At 60.5% G+C, this 17,753-nt stretch carries 18 protein-coding genes and 2 pseudogenes; 5 read left to right on the top strand and 15 right to left on the bottom strand.

Going from position 1 to position 17,753, the window contains the following annotated elements:
* Window positions 1-21: 21 nt before the first annotated feature.
* The 4 genes and pseudogenes from ACWKV4_RS07245 to ACWKV4_RS07230 form a co-directional block, all read right to left on the bottom strand.
* Window positions 22-420, bottom strand: a complete 399-nt coding sequence (locus ACWKV4_RS07245; RefSeq protein WP_483831391.1) for a RidA family protein — start codon at window positions 418-420, stop codon at window positions 22-24.
* A gap of 16 nt (window positions 421-436) precedes the next feature.
* Window positions 437-1,219 (bottom strand): amino acid ABC transporter ATP-binding protein, encoded by a 783-nt coding sequence (locus ACWKV4_RS07240; protein ID WP_483831390.1) that lies wholly within the window; start codon window positions 1,217-1,219, stop codon window positions 437-439.
* Window positions 1,216-1,782, bottom strand: a pseudogene (locus tag ACWKV4_RS07235) (amino acid ABC transporter permease); the annotation flags it as partial. The pseudogene ACWKV4_RS07235 and the gene ACWKV4_RS07240, both read right to left, overlap by 4 nt.
* Window positions 1,776-2,378: pseudogene (locus ACWKV4_RS07230) on the bottom strand (transporter substrate-binding domain-containing protein); the annotation flags it as partial. The pseudogenes ACWKV4_RS07235 and ACWKV4_RS07230, both read right to left, overlap by 7 nt.
* A 360-nt stretch (window positions 2,379-2,738) precedes the next feature.
* Here ACWKV4_RS07230 and ACWKV4_RS07225 point away from each other — a divergent pair.
* The gene (locus ACWKV4_RS07225; protein WP_483831389.1) at window positions 2,739-3,119 is read left to right on the top strand and encodes a RidA family protein; all 381 of its coding nucleotides are present in this window, start codon (window positions 2,739-2,741) and stop codon (window positions 3,117-3,119) included.
* Between the two features lie 79 nt (window positions 3,120-3,198).
* Window positions 3,199-3,885, top strand: coding sequence for a dihydrofolate reductase family protein (locus ACWKV4_RS07220; RefSeq protein ID WP_483831388.1), 687 nt, complete (start codon window positions 3,199-3,201; stop codon window positions 3,883-3,885).
* A gap of 110 nt (window positions 3,886-3,995) precedes the next feature.
* Here the strand turns inward: ACWKV4_RS07220 and ACWKV4_RS07215 are convergent, their stop codons facing one another.
* The 8 genes from ACWKV4_RS07215 to zigA all read right to left on the bottom strand — a co-directional run bounded on the left by ACWKV4_RS07215 (window position 3,996) and on the right by zigA (window position 10,921).
* Entirely contained in the window at window positions 3,996-4,607 is a 612-nt protein-coding gene (locus ACWKV4_RS07215) for a nucleoside/nucleotide kinase family protein (RefSeq protein WP_483831387.1), read from the bottom strand.
* 73 nt (window positions 4,608-4,680) lie between these two features.
* A complete protein-coding gene (locus ACWKV4_RS07210; protein ID WP_483831386.1) occupies window positions 4,681-5,406 on the bottom strand; it encodes a haloacid dehalogenase type II in 726 nt (241 codons plus the stop codon).
* A gap of 112 nt (window positions 5,407-5,518) precedes the next feature.
* Complete coding sequence (locus ACWKV4_RS07205) at window positions 5,519-6,244, bottom strand: ABC transporter substrate-binding protein (RefSeq protein WP_483831385.1); 726 nt, start codon at window positions 6,242-6,244, stop codon at window positions 5,519-5,521.
* A gap of 90 nt (window positions 6,245-6,334) precedes the next feature.
* On the bottom strand, window positions 6,335-7,192 hold the full coding sequence (locus ACWKV4_RS07200; RefSeq protein WP_483831384.1) for an oxidoreductase: 858 nt from the start codon (window positions 7,190-7,192) through the stop codon (window positions 6,335-6,337).
* Between the two features lie 97 nt (window positions 7,193-7,289).
* The gene (locus tag ACWKV4_RS07195; protein ID WP_483831383.1) at window positions 7,290-7,724 is read right to left on the bottom strand and encodes a hypothetical protein; all 435 of its coding nucleotides are present in this window, start codon (window positions 7,722-7,724) and stop codon (window positions 7,290-7,292) included.
* Window positions 7,725-7,751: 27 nt separating this feature from the next.
* The gene (locus ACWKV4_RS07190; RefSeq protein ID WP_483831382.1) at window positions 7,752-8,162 is read right to left on the bottom strand and encodes a hypothetical protein; all 411 of its coding nucleotides are present in this window, start codon (window positions 8,160-8,162) and stop codon (window positions 7,752-7,754) included.
* Window positions 8,163-8,293: 131 nt separating this feature from the next.
* On the bottom strand, window positions 8,294-9,478 hold the full coding sequence (locus ACWKV4_RS07185; RefSeq protein WP_483831381.1) for an MFS transporter: 1,185 nt from the start codon (window positions 9,476-9,478) through the stop codon (window positions 8,294-8,296).
* 237 nt (window positions 9,479-9,715) lie between these two features.
* Window positions 9,716-10,921 carry a zinc metallochaperone GTPase ZigA gene (gene zigA, locus ACWKV4_RS07180; RefSeq protein WP_483831380.1) on the bottom strand — a complete coding sequence of 402 codons (1,206 nt, stop codon included), beginning with the start codon at window positions 10,919-10,921 and terminating at the stop codon, window positions 9,716-9,718.
* Window positions 10,922-11,112: 191 nt separating this feature from the next.
* Between zigA and ACWKV4_RS07175 the strand changes: the two genes are divergently transcribed.
* A complete protein-coding gene (locus tag ACWKV4_RS07175) occupies window positions 11,113-12,108 on the top strand; it encodes an aldo/keto reductase (RefSeq protein ID WP_483831379.1) in 996 nt (331 codons plus the stop codon).
* A 45-nt stretch (window positions 12,109-12,153) separates the two neighbouring features.
* Here the strand turns inward: ACWKV4_RS07175 and ACWKV4_RS07170 are convergent, their stop codons facing one another.
* The 3 genes from ACWKV4_RS07170 to ACWKV4_RS07160 form a co-directional block, all read right to left on the bottom strand.
* Entirely contained in the window at window positions 12,154-13,494 is a 1,341-nt protein-coding gene (locus ACWKV4_RS07170) for an MFS transporter (protein WP_483831378.1), read from the bottom strand.
* Between the two features lie 120 nt (window positions 13,495-13,614).
* Window positions 13,615-14,475 carry a hypothetical protein gene (locus ACWKV4_RS07165; RefSeq protein WP_483831377.1) on the bottom strand — a complete coding sequence of 287 codons (861 nt, stop codon included), beginning with the start codon at window positions 14,473-14,475 and terminating at the stop codon, window positions 13,615-13,617.
* 9 nt (window positions 14,476-14,484) lie between these two features.
* The gene (locus tag ACWKV4_RS07160; protein ID WP_483831376.1) at window positions 14,485-14,676 is read right to left on the bottom strand and encodes a hypothetical protein; all 192 of its coding nucleotides are present in this window, start codon (window positions 14,674-14,676) and stop codon (window positions 14,485-14,487) included.
* Between the two features lie 229 nt (window positions 14,677-14,905).
* On the opposite strand from ACWKV4_RS07160, the gene ACWKV4_RS07155 reads away from it, so the two are divergent.
* Window positions 14,906-15,919 (top strand): zinc-dependent alcohol dehydrogenase family protein, encoded by a 1,014-nt coding sequence (locus tag ACWKV4_RS07155; RefSeq protein WP_483831375.1) that lies wholly within the window; start codon window positions 14,906-14,908, stop codon window positions 15,917-15,919.
* 224 nt (window positions 15,920-16,143) lie between these two features.
* A complete protein-coding gene (locus ACWKV4_RS07150; protein ID WP_483831374.1) occupies window positions 16,144-17,739 on the top strand; it encodes a putative bifunctional diguanylate cyclase/phosphodiesterase in 1,596 nt (531 codons plus the stop codon).
* Window positions 17,740-17,753 lie beyond the last annotated feature (14 nt).

Raw genomic sequence — 17,753 nt, 5'->3', positions numbered from 1 at the left:
TCCCTTGCAGTGAGGCCATGGTCATGCCAAGGGCGCCTTGGCGCGGTAAGCAATGCAGTCCACTTCCACCTTGCAGTCCACCATCATGCTGGCTTGCACGCAGGCGCGAGCGGGCGCGTGCTCAGGGGTAAAGTATTCGCTGAACACTTTGTTGAAGCTGGTGAAGTCTCGCGGGTCGTCCAGCCATACCCCTACCCTAACCACGTGCTCCAGGCCATAGCCGGCCTCGCTCAGGATGGCGACGAGGTTGTGCATCGCTTGGTGGGTCTGCTCAACGATACCCCCGCTGACGATCTCCCCGTCCCGCGCCGGCACCTGGCCGGAGACGTGCAGCCAGCCATCGGCCTCAACGGCGCGGGCGAAGGGCCGAGGGGTTCCGCCGGCAGCCGTGGTGCCGCTGCCGTAACGAATAATGCTCATGTGAAGCTCCTTCCAACTAAAAATGAATGTTCTTGAGGAAGTCTTGCAGGCGGGCCGACTGAGGTCGATCAAACAACGCCTTGGGCGCGCCCTGCTCCTCGATGCGGCCTTGGTTCATAAACACGATCTGGTCGGACACCTCGTAGGCAAAACGCATTTCGTGGGTCACCAGCAGCATGGTCATGCCCTCCTCGGCCAGCCCCTTGATCACGGCCAGCACTTCGCCCACCAGCTCCGGGTCCAGCGCTGAGGTGGGTTCGTCGAACAGCATCAGGCTGGGGTTCATGGCGATGGCCCGGGCGATAGCCACCCGCTGCTGCTGCCCACCGGAAAGCTGCCCCGGGTGGTGGTCCCGGCGCGCCAGCAAGCCTACCCGGTCCAGCCATTTCTCGGCCACGGCCACGGCCTGGTCGCGGGGCATTTTCTTTACCTTGCGCAGCCCCAGGGTAACGTTCTCCGGGGCCGACAGGTGGGGGAACAGGTTGAACTGCTGGAACGCCATACCGGTCATGGCCCGGTGCGCCGCTACCACTGTTTCGGGATGGCGCACGCGTTTGCCGTCGACCTCGCTGTAGCCGATGCTCTGGCCCTCCAGCAGGATGCGCCCGCCCTGGAACTCTTCGAGCAGGTTTACGCAACGCAGCAGTGTTGTTTTGCCCGAGCCGCTGGAACCGATCAGCGTCAGCACATTACCGCGGTCCATGCTCAGGTCCACGCCCTTAAGCACTTCGGTAGCACCGTAAGCCTTGTGCAAGCCCTGGACACTGAGCAGCGGTTGGTTGCTAATGGTTTGATTCATGGCAAGGCCACCCGTTTTTCGATATAGCGCCCGAGCAGCTCGATGGCGTAGTTGATGAAGAAGAACAGCAGCCCGGCGAACAGGTAGAACTGCAAGGTCATAAAGTTGCGGGCGATGATCTGCTGCGTGGTGAGGAGTAGCTCCGCTACACCGATCACCGAGAGCAAGGTAGAGGCCTTGACGATCTCGGTGGAGGAATTGACCCAGGTGGGGAGGATCTGCCGCAACGCCTGGGGCAGCAGCACGTTGACCAGCGATTGGCTAAACGTCAGGCCGATGGCCTTGCCCGCCTCCAATTGCCCGCTGGGGATGGCTTGCAGCGCGCCGCGCACAATCTCGGCTACGTGGGATGCGCAGAACAGGGTCAACCCTAGTGCCCCGGCGCCAAAGGCGCTGATAGCCCAGCCGAAGGCAGGGGCCATATAGAAGCAGGCCAGCACCAGCACGAACACCGGCGTGCCCCGGATCAAGTCAACGTACACCCGGCACGGCAAACGGCCCCACCAGCGCCCATAGGTCAGCACCAGGCCGATGATCACGCCCATCAGAGTGCCGCCGAGGATTGGTCGGTAGCGGCAGCATCGGCACGGCCGGAGTTCACCGCCTGGTACATCAGGTCCACACTGTCGTACTGGTCCACCTTGGCCTTGGGCAACGCCTGGTGCACCAGCTCCTCGGCATACACGTTCTGCAGCACGGCCACTGTTACGTTGTCACCCGCGGTGCGCAGGTCATCGATTTCTTTGTACTTGCTCGCCTCAGGCAGCAGCAAGCCTACACCCTCGCGGTAGTACGGCAGGGTGAACGCGACCTGCTGGGCGCGGCTAGCCGTTACGGTTATGAACTGGCAACTCATGTCGACCTTATCGGTCAGCAGGTTGGGAATACGCGCATCGGAAGACTGCACCACGAACTCGACCTTGCTGGCGTCATTGAACAAACCCTTGGCGACCATGCGGCCAATATCGATATCAAAGCCCTGCAACTTGCCATCGGCGCCCTGGAAGTGCCAAGGCGCGTTGGTGCTGCCGGTGCCTACCACAAGATGCCCACGGGCCAGCACAGTGTCCAACTTGCTGGCATCGGCCGCCTGCACCAAAGGCGTCGTTGCCACGGCCAGTACGGCCCCCAGGGCCAGGGTTTTGAACGAAACAATCATGCGCTGCATAGGGTGCACTCCGCCAAATGTGATTTCCGCTATAGCGGAAGTTAGTTTGCCATAGCGGAATACCGAGCAGAAAGTGTGCCATCTGCCACCTGTGGCATCAGCGCGCGTCAATACCGCTTAGAAATCAGCAAGATGCCCTAAGCGGGCGGATGAATACGCCGCCCGGCAGTTGCTACAGAAGGCCACGGCTGTCGAGAGCGCACGCTAAGGGCGCGTGGCAGAATGAAACGCACCGTTGGGGTACGCAACGGCGGTGGAGGTTTCGCTACAGGCGCAGATCGCGGGCCCTGTTGGGCTATCATAGGCGCCGCCCTGCCTTGTGGCAGCTTATGTCTTACGTTCGAGGCCCTTATGACCCACGCGGATATCAACTTTTTGCCCGACCCCGACCCGGAATCCATTTCCTCGGATGTGGCCAGCTTCCGGGGGCTGCTGGTCACCACCCAGATCCCTACCCGGCCGGACGGCAGCCTGGAGCTCGGTGATATCGACGCCCAGAGTGAGTGCACCCTGCGCGCGCTCAAGGTTGCTCTTGAAGGCGCCGGCAGTAGCCTCGACCGTGTGCTGCACTTGACCATTTACCTGACGGACATCACCGAGCGGGCGCGCTTCAACGAGGTCTACCAGCGTTACTTCCGCAAGCCGTGGCCCGTTCGCGCCGCCGTCGGGGTCGCGGCACTGGGCGTGGAAGGCATGCGTGTAGAGGTGACCGCGATGGCTGCCGCTGGCTAGGTAACTGCGATATTGCGCTGAACCCATAGCGGGCGTGGCTGGTCGGCTATAAGTCGCTTACCTACTAAAGGAGCCGCTTATGCAGCCTTATGTCATCTGCCACATGATGTCGTCGTTGGACGGCCACGCCCTTACCGACGGCTGGGACCGCCCCTTCAAGAAAGCCGCTGGCGAGCGCTATGAAACCCTGGCTCAAACCTTTGATTTCGATGCCTGGGTCTGTGGCCGCGTGACCATGCAGGAAATCGCCCACGACGAGGGTTATCCGAAGGGCCTGGCAAAGGGCCCTATTGCGCGTACACACCATTTCGCGGACCGTAACGCCAAGGCCTACGCCATTTCCATCGACCCCCAGGGCAAGGTGGGCTGGAAAACCAATCAGGCGTTAGATTCCCACGTGGTCGAGGTGCTGACCGAAAGGGTTTCGGATGACTACCTGGCCTATCTGCAATCGATCAATGTGTCCTACCTCTTCGCGGGCGAACAGGAGATCGACCTTAAGCGCGTGCTAAGCATTCTTAGCGAGGAGCTGGGGTGCAAGCGGGTGATCGTCGAAGGCGGCCCCCATGTCAGTGGGTCATTCCTTAACGCCGGGCTGGTAGACGAAGTAAGCGTATTGATATTGCCCCTGGTCGATGGCCGTGGCGAGCATCCGGCGTCCTTCGAGGTGTCCTCCACGGCGTGGAAGCAGCCGACTTACTTGAAACTGACCGCCGCCGAGGCGCAGGAGGATGGCGGCGTGTGGTTGCGCTATACCAAGGCGTAGCCCCTTAGTGGGCTCACATCGCCTGTAGGGGTGAGCGTAAGCTCGCGAAGGTACGGCACAAGCAAGCCATGACGCACTGTTCGCCAGCTTTGCTGGCTCCTACGGCAGGATCAATCGGCTGCGCGATACACCTGCGCAACCACATGTGCCACCGCCTCTTCAATGCCCCCTTCATTACGGCACAGCACCCAGCCCTGCTCCGCAACCGCCCGCTCGAATGCTTGGGTGCAGGCAATCTGTTCTTCCAGGTTGAACATCACGGTGCTGCTGAGCCCGCGCCGCCGGGCTGCCGCCCTGGCCCAGGAAATGTCGGGGCGGGTCACAACGCCTACATGCAAATCGGGCACGCGCACCTGGCGTTCGAGGTTCATGCGTAGGATGTCTGTAAAGGGCACTATCCGGCGAAAGGCTGCTTCGGAGGGGTACCAGCGGTCCATCAGGAGGATGCAGCCTGGGGCCTGCTCGGCCAGCACATGCCGGGAAATCCAGGCCCGGCTTTCGGCGAAACGCCGGCACACCTCGAATTCCAATGCTTCGCTGGGGTGTCTGACCAGCCGATTGACCAGGGCCATGGTGGCAGCCCTATTAGGGTCCAGATTCCGTTCGGAGAAGCGAATCACCTTCTTGCCCTCTGCCCTGAGTACTTGGGCAACGGCTTCCAGCAGTGTGGTTTTCCCGGTGCCCTTGGGCCCGTCCAGCGAAACGAACAGCGCGTGCTTCATTGATCAGGTAACGCCTTGTACAGGGGCTTGGGCGCCCACTCTACCAAGGAAGTGGCAGCCACGCGGGCGGTGTTCAACACCCCAGCGCGTCGGCAGCTTCAGTCAAGGATTCTGCGATCACATCCCAACCCTCGGTTGCCTGCAGGTTATCGGCTTGATTCGGACCGTATTCGGTGGGCCGCCGAATAAAAACGGTTCGCATGCCCACTTCACGGGCGGCAGCCAGGTCAGCATTATGGGCGGCAACCATGGCCGTTCGCTCTGGAGAAAGGCCTACCGCCGCTAGTGTCCTCAGGTAGGTGACCGGTTGGGGCTTGTAGGACTGGCTAAGCTCCGCTCCGCCGATCACGTCCCAGGGTAAGCCTGCATATTTAGAGAGGTTAAGCATGCCGGCGATATGGCCGTTGGAAAGTGGGCCGATGGCGAATTTGCGTTTAAGCCGGGTAAGGCCCTGTACCGAATCCGGCCAGGGGTCCAGGCGTTCCCAGGCGGTATTAAGGGTCACCAGCCGGGCCTCAGGGATGCTGCTTACATCAGCATCCAGATGAGCTAAAACGGTTTTCAGGTTTTCCAGGTTCAATACATCCAGGGTTACGAACGGCCGTTCCCCTGAGCGAACGCGCTCCATAGACGGCTGATACAGGGCTCGCCACCGGTCAGCGAACGCCAGGGGGTCCACCGGCACCCGGTAGTACTCAATAAAGGGCTCGGCGATGCGCGCCACGCTGGTTCGCCAGTCCACCACGGTGCCGAATACATCAAAGCCCAGGAATCCTACTGTGTCGGGGATGGCGTTCATGTTCTGATCTCGGCCGCTGCACCGAAGACCGCCTTCGATGCCAAGTATTGCTCGGTAGACCCGCTAGCTGGGCGGCGGTTTTACCGGCGTGCCGAAGCAGGCGTACCCTAGGTCAGCTGGCCACCGTCACGTCAGCCTGGCCAGTGGCTGCCAACGCGCGGTGGATAGCACCCTCTGCTTTTTTGCGCTCAACGAAGTCCCTCACATAGGCAGCGCCTGACACCTGCCTCTTGGGTACAGCCATCGCTTGTCGAATCGAGGTAAAGGCGCCCTTGAGCACACGCACGCGAGGGTTCGATGCGGCGACCTTTTCCAAAGGTTGACGCACCCCCGCGGCGGCATCCAACCCCTGCTCTAGGAACAGCGTGACTGCCGCGGCAGAGGTCTCAGCCCGTACCAGCTCTGCATGCTCAAGCGTGCGGCTTAAAAACAGGTCATACGCAGCGCCTTTGCCTACTGCAAGCCTCAGCCCTGGTTGGTCCAGCTCGCCGACCTCCTGATAAGGCGCATCAGCCGCGACCAGGTAGGTGCCTTCGATGATCACATAGGGGCTGCTGAATGCAATCTGTGCTTCCCTCACCGGTTCGATGGCCAGAAACGCTATATCCCAGGCGCCGCTCTCCAGAGCCGAAAACACCTTGCCTGCCGCATCGAAGGGTATCAGTTCCAGTGGTACCCCTAACTCTTCCGCCAAGGCCTGGGCCAGGGTGACCGAAACCCCCGTCAGAGCGCCCCGTCCGTCACGCTGGGCCAATACAGGATTGCCCAGGTTGATGGCGGCGCGTAGTACGCCCTGCGGGGTCAAATCTTGCAGTACCGCAGGGCTGATCAGGCTCATTGGTTCTCCAGTCGTGCGGGTTGGCTTCAGATACAGGTGACAAGCCTATGGGCCAGGCGGCTCACTTACCTGGCTGGCCGCCTGCAAGGCTTAATCGCCTTTAGGAAAGTCCGTTCCTACGCTGATTTCCCGCAGCTGCTCGATCTGCTTCAGGCGCGCCTGGCGATCGGCGACCACGGCTTCGTACCCCCAACTGCCCAGCACCAAGTGGCGCGGCGGCGCTGGCAGTTGGGTCAGCGCGATCATGGCCTCGCCCGCGCGCACCGGGTCACCAGATTGCGTACCACTCGACTGTTTGGTGGACGCCAAGCGTTTACCGGCGGTGTCTTTGTAGTCGTCGATCCGCGAGGGGGTCTGTTGCAAGGAGCGCCCCGCCCAATCGGTGCGGAACGGCCCCGGCTCAACGCACGTAACGGCAATGCCCAGTGGCGTAACCTCGGCACTCAGGGCGTCAGAGAAGCCTTCTACGGCATGTTTGGACGCAGCGTAATACCCGGAGCCAGGAAAGCCGATCAACCCGGCCACTGACGTGATGTTGATGATATGGCCGCTGCGCTGGGCGCGCATGATGGGCAGCACCGCGCGGGTGACCGCGAACAGGCCGAACACGTTGGCGTCGAATTGCGCCCGGATTTGCGCCTCGTCGCCTTCCTCGATCGAACTCTGGTAACCGTAGCCGGCATTGTTAACGAGTACATCTATCCGGCCAAAGCGCGCCTTGGCGGCGGCCACGGCTGCTTCTACCTGAGCCGGCTCGCTTACGTCCAGCTCTAAGGCCAGGACCCGGTCCTCGGCTGTTTCAGCCAAGTCAGCCACGCGGCTTTTATCCCGCGCCGTGGCCACCAAGTGCCAGCCTCGGTCGATGACCAACTTGGCCAATTCGCGGCCGAAGCCGGTGGAACAGCCGGTGATTAGCCATACAGGGGTGTGGGTTGTGTGAGTGCTCATGCTATTGCTCCATCAAGAGGGCCTGATGGTTGCGACAGGGGCTAAGGGTGGTCGTTTCATTGGGTGTAGGCTTTTAGGTGCATTTGCTCAATACAGGCTAGAGCCGAGCGTGTGTTGCATTGTGTATTCGGATATCAAACAACGACCGACCCAGTTGGCCATGTGCATACGCGTGAAAGTCCATCTCCGAGGCTTGCATTTTCATAGGCAGGCCGTTCTTGTCCAAATGCACAATGACATCCATCATCGTCGCGATCGCACCATTGCCGGGCTTCCAACGGGCCCTGTACACCGCATGTTTTTCGCCTCCACGTCCTGTAAATACCCTCACCTGGCTGAAAGGCTTGCAGCCTTGCTCGAACGCCGCCAGTGACTCGCCGCTAAGCGGCATGCCATTGCGACGCGGAGTAATCGAATACGTGTTGCCAAGCAACGTTAGGGGAACGCTCGACGCCCGCTGTTCGACGGGGCGGTTAATGTCTAAAGCGGCTGGACCAATGCGCGGGAGGGAGTTGCTGCGAGAGATATCCACGGGTAGAGGCGTCCTTGATCAGGCGGGCTAGGCAGGGTTCGGCCCTGTAAGGGCGAATTGGCCAGCCGGCTCGTTGGCCACGGCCGGCGGCAGGAAGGCCGCGAACGTCAGTGTCTTGGCCGGCAATCCATCGTAGGCGGGCCTAAACGCGCGCAACTTAAGCAGGTGCCCCTCGGTGTTTACCACCACCGCGACCTGGGCGTCTTCACCCGCCAATGACACGATATAGAGCCAGGCGTTATGGCCGCGGCTATCGCTCTGAGGGTGCGGCCAGTCCAGCCTCAGCGGCCTAAGGGCAGCCAGGAACAATGCCCGTTGCGGGCCGTCCAGTGGCGTCATGCAGCGACCGGCCACGGTGAAGTGCATCGCGTCGCAATTCACCTCGATGGGTAGCTCAAAGGTTGCCACGGGCGTGGGGCGCTTGATTGGAAGTGGCATGCAAAGCCCTGTCTCAAGTGATACTGGCGGTACCGCCTTGCCCTTGAGTGGCCCACGGCCGACTTTGGTTCCCAACAGGCAGGTGCTTAACCCTCGCCCTGCCCAGGCGCCCCCGCTTTGAACTCTAAGCCTTACTCAGAGCAAGGCCTAGGCACCGAAGGAGATGCCAACAGCGCAGGCGCCAGGCTGATCAGCCCAAGCAACGCCATCGCCGCCCCTACCCACAGGGGCGAGCGCAGGCCATGGCCGGCATCGATCACCGCTCCCCCCGCCCAGCTGCCAAAGGCCAGGCCTGCGGTGATCACGGAGGTGTGCAGGGTATTGACCAGCGCGCCGGGTTCGGCGGCTTTCATCACCCGCGCGACCATGGCCGGGTTTAGGGCTACGCCGGTCAGGCCTACCGCAATCAGACACGCCAGGTTCAGAGCAGTATGGGCGCCGGCGAGGGCAAAGCCGGTCAATGCTACTATCAGCAAGGTCAAGCCCCAGCCTAAGGCGGCGAACGTATGGCGATCAGCGATACGCCCGACCACCATGTTGCCTACTAGGTTGGCAACCCCATAGAGCGCCAACAGCGGCGCCACGGCGCCCGGCCGCACGCCTACTTCCTCGATCAGGATGGGGGTGATGTAACTGAACGCGGCGAAGGTCGCACCAATGATCAACCCGCTGGTGAGGTAAGCGCCCCACAGGCTACGGCTGTGCAGGGCGGTCCATTGCGAACGAAGGTTCTGCTGTTGATCGGAGGTGCCTGGCGGCAAGCGCAGGCTTACCAGCACCGTACACAGCACAGACAACACCACGATTACCCAGCTACTGGCTCGCCACCCAAACCCGTGCTCGATCCAGTTGGTCAGCGGTACCCCAGCCACGGGGGACATCATCAGCCCGGCCAGGACCACGGACACCGCCCTGCCCCGTGCCTCCAGGGGCACAAGTTCAGCGCAGAGGGTCATGCACAAGCCCAGGCAGCCTGCGCTGGCAACGCCCATCAGGATACGCGCCAGCAGCAAGCAGTTGTAAGTGGGCGCGGCGGCGGCCAGGGTGCCAGCGGCCACGTACACCACAAGCAGCACGATCAATGCGCGCTTATTACCAATACCCTGGGCAATCAGCAACACGCTGACCACCGGGCCACCCAAGGCCATGCCCAACGCATAAAACGCAATCAGGTTGCCGACCTTGGCCAGGCTCACCGAGAAGGCCTCTGCCAACCCAGGCATGATCCCAGCTACCATAAACTCGGCGGTAACCAGTGTAAAAATCGTTAAACCCAACAAGTAGACCGTTGAAGGCAATGTGTAGCGGTTAGCCATGTTCATCCCAAGAACGCGTGAAAGCCGGCTACCCTAGGCAGATGTGACCGAATGGTCAAACGCTGCTGTTCCTAAAGGTCGATTGATCCACGGTCGTGCTGGTTATAGGTGCGCTGAGTCGACGTTTTAATCCATGCCCCCTGCGCACCCGTATCAGGAAGTAGCCTGATGGGCGCGAACGGGGGCCGCGTTCGTGGGAGCGCTCTCGGCAAATAAGCCCGCCAGGTACCTTCTGTTCTAGTCCTCTGCGGGCAATGCCCAGCTGTGCGCGGGCATTGCCCACTCGTCATCGCTGAGCAGGCAGCCATCGAGCATCGCGGTGAGCGCGGCTTGGTCCATCCCCATGCCGATCAGCACCAGTTCTTGGCGAGCATCGCCCACCTCGCCCTGCCACAGCGCCTGGATCGCCGCTAGCTCGTCAGGCTCGGTAGGCCATTGCGCCTTAGGCACCGACACCCACCACTGCCCTGCCGGCTCCCGTCGACAGATGACGCCTGCCTGGGACCAGGCGTAGGCGTGGCTCGGCTGGTGGGCCAACCAGATAAACCCCTTGGAGCGCACTACCCCCGGCCAACCTTCAGTGACGGCGGCGTGCAAACGCTCTGGGTGGAACGGCCTTCGGGCACGGTATACGAAGCTGCCAATGCCATAGGTTTCGGTTTCAGGTACGTGCTCACCGCGTAATTCGCGCAGCCAGCCGGGGGCGTTGGCCGCCTGCTCGAAATCGAATAACCCGGTATCCAGCACTGTGCCTAAGGGTACTCGGCCAAATTCCGCCGCCTCGATCCGTGCCCGTGGATTGAGCCGCTCAAGCAGGGCCCACAGCCGATCGCGCTCCTCCGGGGCGACCAGGTCCAGCTTGTTGAGCACAATGACATCGCAGAATTCGATCTGCTCCACCAGCAAGTCGACCACGGCACGGGTGTCTTCTTCGCCCAAGGACTCGCCCCGCTCGGCGATGCTGTCCTCGCAGCTGTAATCCCTCAGAAAGTTAAAGGCATCCACTACCGTTACCAACGTATCGAGCCGGGCCACGGCCGACAGCGACACACCCTGTTCATCCGTAAAGGTGAAGGTTTCCGCCACCGGCATTGGCTCGGAAATACCTGTGGACTCGATCACCAGTTGGTCAAAGCGCCCTTCCTTGGCCAAGCGAGCGACTTCGATCAACAGGTCTTCGCGCAAGGTGCAGCAAATGCAGCCGTTGCTCATCTCCACCAACCGCTCCTCGGTACGCGACAAGCCTGCCCCGCCACCCCGTACCAAGGCCGCGTCGATGTTCACCTCGGACATGTCGTTGACGATCACCGCCACCTTGCGGTGTTCACGGTTATTAAGAATATGGTTGAGCACAGTTGTTTTCCCCGCGCCGAGAAACCCGGACAGCAAGGTGACCGGCAGCCGAGCAAATGCGCCCGCGGCAGGGTTGAAAACGGTATCCACGGTAAGCAACTCCTGGCAAAACAGTCGGCGCATAATGTTATGTTATAACTCTTAACATTGAAAGGGCCGGTGGTTTGCTTACAGGGTGATGCCAGGTACAGCGCCCGTCCATCGCCTCAAGCCATTGCTTGCCGACTTTCCGTACAGGGCCAAGGCTCCAATGGCCAAGGTTCATGAATAAAGGAAATCCGATGAAATATGTAAAGCTAGGCTCCACCGGCCTGGATGTCTCTCCCCTGTGCCTGGGCTGCATGACCTTTGGTGAGCCGCAATCGGGCACCCACCCCTGGACCCTCGACGAAACCGCCAGCCGGCCAATCATCCGTCGCGCCGTGGAACATGGGATCAACTTCTTCGATACCGCCAACAGCTACTCGGCCGGTACTTCCGAAGTGATCGTGGGCAAATTGCTGAAGGCATTCACCCAGCGCGACGAAACCGTGATCGCGACCAAAGTGTTCTACCCTGCCAACATGGGCCAGGGCACCTCCAAGCCAAACGAGCAGGGGCTGTCGCGCAAGGCCATCTTCGGCAGCATCGACGCTAGCCTCAAACGCCTGGGCGTAGACTATGTTGACCTGTACCAGATCCACCGCTGGGACTATCACACCCCTATTGAAGAAACCATGGAAGCCTTGCACGACGTGGTCAAGGCCGGTAAGGCCCGCTACCTGGGCGCCTCGTCCATGTTCGCCTGGCAGTTCGCCAAGGCCCAACAGGTGGCGGCAACCAACGGTTGGAGCCGTTTCGTTACCATGCAGAACTTCGTCAATTTGCTATACCGCGAAGAAGAGCGCGAGATGATCCCGCTTTGCCTCGACCAGGGTGTGGGCCTGATGCCTTGGAGCCCTCTGGCCCGCGGCCGGCTCACGCGCCCACGCGGTGTAGAAACCGAGCGCACCCGTACCGACCTGTCGGGGCAGTCCTTCTTCAAGGGCGCCGAAGACCTAGACGGCAAAGTGATCGATGCGGTTGAGCAGCTTGCGCAGGAACGCGGCCTGCCGATGGCGCAGATCGCCTTGGCCTGGGTGTTGCGCAAGCGTGGCGTGTCTGCGCCTATCGTAGGGGCCTCCAAGGTAGGCCAACTGGACGACGCCATCGCTGCGTTGCAGGTGGAACTCTCCGACGAAGACGTACAGCGCCTGGAAGCGCCCTACGTGCCCCATGCAGTGAGCGGGTTCAGCTAAGGCCCTCGCCTGTGCTTAAGCGGGCGGCCTAGTGCCCCGCTTAAGCTAATGGCATACAACCGGCCGGGCTTCGGCTGGCTCGTTATCGTCCCCATGCAAAGAAATCCGAGAGGTTTCTGGCAGCGCCATGCCGCCAGCCATGGCCAACAAGGCAATGACTACCAGGTAAAACGCTGGGGCCAGGTTGCTTCCCGTAAGGCCAATCAGCCAGGTCGCCATCAGCGGCGCGGTGCCGCCGAACAGCGTGTAAGCCATGTTGTAAGTAATGGCCGAACCGGTATAACGCGTACGGGTGGGGAAGGTTTCCGACAGCAGCGCCGCTGTGACCACGTTGCACAGCAGCGCGCCTACCGCTAGTAGCACCACGCCGGCGACGGCTTGGCCCATTTGGCCGGAGCTGGCCAACCAGTAGGCGGGGAATACCGTCAGCATTACCCATAGGCAGGTAAAGCCTATGGTTTTGCGCCGGCCTATCCGGTCTGAGAAGGCGCCCGCGGCCGGGCAGGCGGCTGCGGCAAACACTAAAGCCACCGTAGACACCAGCAACGACTGCGCCCGGCTAAGGTGCCCCACCACTTGCAGGTAGGTCGCAAAATAAGTGGTAAACATATAGAACGACAACGCCGTTAGCGAGATGAACGCCCCTAGGCAGCACATCGCACTGCCGTGGCTGCGCAACGTTTCTTTCAGTGGAGAGTGTGCCTGCACGGCGCCTTCGGCCTGGGCCGCCTTGAAGGCCGGGGTTTCCTCCATGCGCCAGCGCAAGATCAGCCCCACTATGCCCAAAGGCGCGGCCGCCAGGAAGGGCACGCGCCAGCCCCAGGCCGCCATGGCATCCGGCGACAGGCTGGCTTCCAGCACATAGGCGAACACCGCCGCCACGGCGAACGCGGAGAAGGTCGAGACCGGTACGAAGCTGCCGTACCAGGCGCGCTTGTGCCGTGGCGCATGCTCCATCAGGTAGGCCACTGCCCCGGCATATTCACCGCCGGCGGAAAACCCTTGGACACAGCGCGCCAGCGTGAGCAGCATGGGTGCCAACAGGCCGATGCTGGCATACGTGGGCAGCAGGCCGATTACCGTAGTGGCCCCGGCCATCATCAAAATGGTGATCGAGAGAATACGCTTGCGCCCCAGCCGGTCGCCCAGCGCGCCGAACACGATCCCGCCCAGGGGCCTTAAGGCAAAGGCCACGGCAAACACCGCAAAGGTTTTCAGTAAGGCTACGCTGGCGCTGTTACTGGTGAAAAACTGATTGGCGATGATGGTGGCAAGAAAGCCGTAGATCGCAAAGTCGAACCATTCGACGAAGTTACCAATCGCCGAGGCGGCGATGACCTTGCGCAGAGTGGCAGGCGAAACCTGCCCAGGGGTATGAGTGGTCATGGGCGAGCTCCTGGAGGTAATCCTTCGGGATTATCGGCAGATGCCCGCGCCGTTACGTTCGCAAAACGCCCTGCGCATGCCCAAGAACGAAAAGTCCGCCTGCTGGATAGGGCTTTTGTTTCAGTCAGCGATGGGCGGTTCGAGCCGTTGGGCGTTAGGGGCCGTGTAAGCGCGGCCAGGCCCCTGCTCGAACGCGTCGAAGTGGCCACGAATGGATTCGCTGAAGCGGGTGGCAGACACAATATGCTCCTGCCTCAAGGCAATGGGGCTGTACACCTCGATGGCGGCATAGTGGGTGGTGTACTCCACCTTCAGGGTTTCTTCATGACGGTAGCCGCTCAACGTCGGCACCAAAAGAATTTCCTGGTCGATGCCTACCACTTCCGTAGGCGCGCCCAGGGAAATGATATAGCCCACGTATACCTTGCGATCCTCCATGGATAGCATCACATGCTCGCGGTTGCCAAAGGCTTCGTAGAGCATCAACAAGCGCGGGCTGTGCTGCACGGATTCACGCAGCAGGTAGGTGCCCATCACCTGGTCGTCGATCCGGTGGGCAGCGGCTGGTGCCAGGTGCTTGAGGCGTTTTTTCAGGCGCCAGGTCAAGAACTTCGCCCAAGGTGCAGGCAGGCACATGGCCAACAATCCCACTAGGGTAGCGAATGCCGCCACCTGCCCCGTTGGCTGCGTGTCCACCAGGCCCAAGGCCATAAATTGAGTACCGAGCCAGCCCAGCCAGTCAGTGGAGAACGCAGGTATGCAGGTGCTGCGCAGGCAATAACCACCCCAGGCATGGGAGGTGGCACTGGCCATGGTCAGCCAGAAAGCAACGGAGAGGTAAACGCAGACCAACCCATAACGGGCAACTTGCAGATACAGTAACTGGCCTTCGTAGCGATGAAGGCGGTTGTACACGCTGGGGTTTTTCAGGCAAAACAAAAAGCCGCTAACCAATAGCGCGAGTAGCAGCAATACGCCCATCGACGGCCCTTAGCGTTGCGCCGCTACCAGCCTTTTAGTGTTTTCCCGAGAAGCACGTACGCGGGTTTTAAGGTCAGAGATATCCATGGAAACGCAGCCGTCTCGCACTTGCAAGGTTTCGATCCGGCTTAGGGCGTCCAGGAACGCACCGTCCTGTTTCTCCTCGGCCTTGCTCTTTTTACCTATCAAGCTGAATAACATCGCGGCCCCTCCGGGCGGTACTTATGGGCTGAATGTAGCATATTCTTCCAACAGCAACCTCAATCACAGGTTCAGCGGCCAATCACGCCACTTGAACTCGCCTGCGGCGCACCTTTCTACTTTCTGACTTCGAAAGAATCTGGCTGTAAGCACACGGCGCCAGGTTCCCGATCAACGGCTACCTTTTGGCGGCCCAGTAGGCCTGTATATCGGCCTGGAGATTACCTACATGAAAGCGTTAGTCGTGCGTCAACCCGGCGGTCTAGACAACCTGCATTTGGAAGACATCGCCGACCCAGGCGCCCCAGGCCCAGGAGAGCTGCGAGTCGCGGTTCATGCCACCTCGCTGAACTACCATGACCTGCTGGTGGCAAACGGCAGCATTCCTACCGAAGATGGCCGCATCTTGATGGCCGATGGCGCCGGGGTGGTCGAAGCCATCGGCGAAGGGGTAACGGAGTTCAGCGTGGGTGATCCGGTGGTCTCGGTATTCTTTCCACAGTGGCAAGATGGCCTGCCCACCCCTTCTGTAGGGCATTTCCGGCACACCCCCGGGGACGGTACCCAAGGGTTTTCCGCGCAATATGTGGTGCGATCGGCCACGGCCTTCACCAAAACCCCGCGCGGTTGGACCCATGCCGAAGCCGCTACCATCACCACTGCCGGCCTGACCGCCTGGCGTGCCTTGGTTGCCGATGGGCAGCTCAAGGCCGGTGACACCGTATTGCTGCTGGGCACCGGGGGGGTATCCATCGCCGCGCTGCAAATCGCCAAACTGTTCGGCGCACGGGTGGTGATTACCTCATCCTCGGACGAGAAGCTCGACAGGGCCAAAGCCATGGGCGCGGACCATACCATCAATTACCGGGATACCCCTGAGTGGGGCAAAGCCGTAATGGATTGGACCAATGGCCGAGGTGTGGACCATGTCGTGGAAGTAGGCGGCCCTGGCACCTTGGCGCAGTCCATCACCGCCGTACGGGTGGGTGGGCATATTTCGTTGATCGGCGTGCTGACGGGGCGCGGTGGCGAAGTGCCTACTTCCGTGTTGATGGCCAAGCAAGCTCGCCTGCAAGGGCTGATCGTGGGTACTCGCCGCCAGCAGCAGGACTACGTCGCCGCGCTGGAACAAGGCGGCATTCACCCCGTGCTGGATAAAAGCTTTACCCTGGAGCAATTGGCGGAGGCCTTCAAGTTTCAGGAAAGCGGCGGCCACTTTGGCAAAATCGTCGTAGAGTGGTAAGGGCGCTGCGCTAGTAGGCTACTTGATTTAACGCTCCCGCGCGGGCGCCGTGCCCCTGGATACACTGCATTAGCAGTCCAGCACGGCGCCCCATGGTGTTCCGGAACAGAGCCGTCGTGGCCTAATCGAACACATGCAGTAGATCTATGACCGTTGAATGAACGTATGTGGGATGATGGCTGTCTGACATCATTCCAGCGCTTACTGGCCCAGCGAGGCCGACCATGACCGACTTACATCGCCGAAATGCTTATCGCCTATCTGTGTGGCTGTTACTTATCCTGCTCACCGTTGTGGGGCTTGCCGTCCTGTGGGAATTCAAGCTTGAAATCCATGTAATGCGGTGGCTAAACCTGCCTTATGACGGTGATTTCGAAGAAGGCGAACGGTGGAAGTTTGTACTGACTTCGGCCGGGTTTTCCTTAATTTCTCTGATCATACCGGCCATAGTGCTAAAGCGTTTGGTGGCCAATACCCAATCGAGTTACCAGAGCCTGCAGCGTTTGCAGGCTCAAACCGAAGCATTGGCCAAATATGATTCGCTCAGTGGCTTGATCAACCGGCGTGTATTCATGGACCTGCTCCAGGAACAGCTCGGCGAGCAGCACCCTGCCGCGATCATGCTGATCGATCTCGACCATTTCAAAGCCATCAACGATCAGCACGGCCACTCGGTTGGCGACGTTGTACTCAGAGAAGTTGCGCGCAGGCTTGAGACCGTAGCGTGTCTATGCAACGGCAGAGCCGTGCGCTTGGGTGGAGACGAATTCTGCCTGTTACTGTTGTCGTTTGAGGAAGAAAGCGAGCTAAGCAGAATCGCCGAACTGGCTATCGCCAAGCTGAGCGCGCCTATACTGGAAACACGCGAGCCTGTTCGATTAGGGGCAACCATAGGCATTTCTCGATCCTGGACGGACGCCTCCGATCCCTCCGCGCTTCTTCACTGCGCAGACATCGCCATGTATCGAGGGAAAAAAAGCGGCCGCTCGGTGTTCAACTTTTACGATAACGCCTATGAAGGCCAGCGTCGGGCTCAAGACGAACTGGTGGCATGCCTCAAACAGGCTGTCGAACGCGAAGAGATTGTTCCCTTTTTTCAGCCGATCGTCAGGCTGCCTTCGCAAACTGTCGTCGGTTTTGAAATTCTTGCCCGCTGGATGAAGCCCGATGGAAGCCTCGGCATGCCTGGGGATTTTATTCCAGTATTGGAGCGCCTTGGCTTGATCCCGGCCATGACACGTTCGCTGGTCAGGCAAGCCTGCCGGGCAAGCCGCCAATGGAGCGCTGACCTTCACTTGTCGCTGAATGTCAGTGCCGCCATGATTACAGACGAGCTGTTCCCAGAGCGGTTGCTCGAACAACTGAGGGCGGAACACTTTGACTTCGGGCGTTTCGAGGTGGAGATCACCGAAGAAGCCTTGGTAGGAAATCTCGAAGCCGCGCAACGCAACCTGAGCAAGCTTCGTGCTCATGGCATCACGGTGGCCTTGGATGACTTTGGCACAGGGTATTCCGGGCTTTATCACTTGACCCGATTGTCCATCGACAAAATCAAGATAGACCGATCGTTCTTCGAGCCAGGGCAAACTGAGCACCTACCCATGGTGGAAGCGATTCTAGGGATGGCGCGCAGCCTGAAGATGAAGGTGACCGCCGAAGGTATCGAAGATTTTCACCTGCCCCATTTACCCACTTGGCTGGCAGATAACGGCTGTAACTATGCGCAGGGCTATTTTTATGGGCGCCCCCAGGCAAGCGTGCAGATTGCCACAGCCCTTCAAGGGCCATTGTCCCTGGGCCACGCCGCTGTAGGTGAATGAGCAGCCTGGCGGCG

Source organism: Pseudomonas artemisiae (assembly GCF_057128685.1).
Note: the sequence above shows the minus strand (reverse complement) of the source record. Positions and strands in the feature narration are given on the sequence as shown.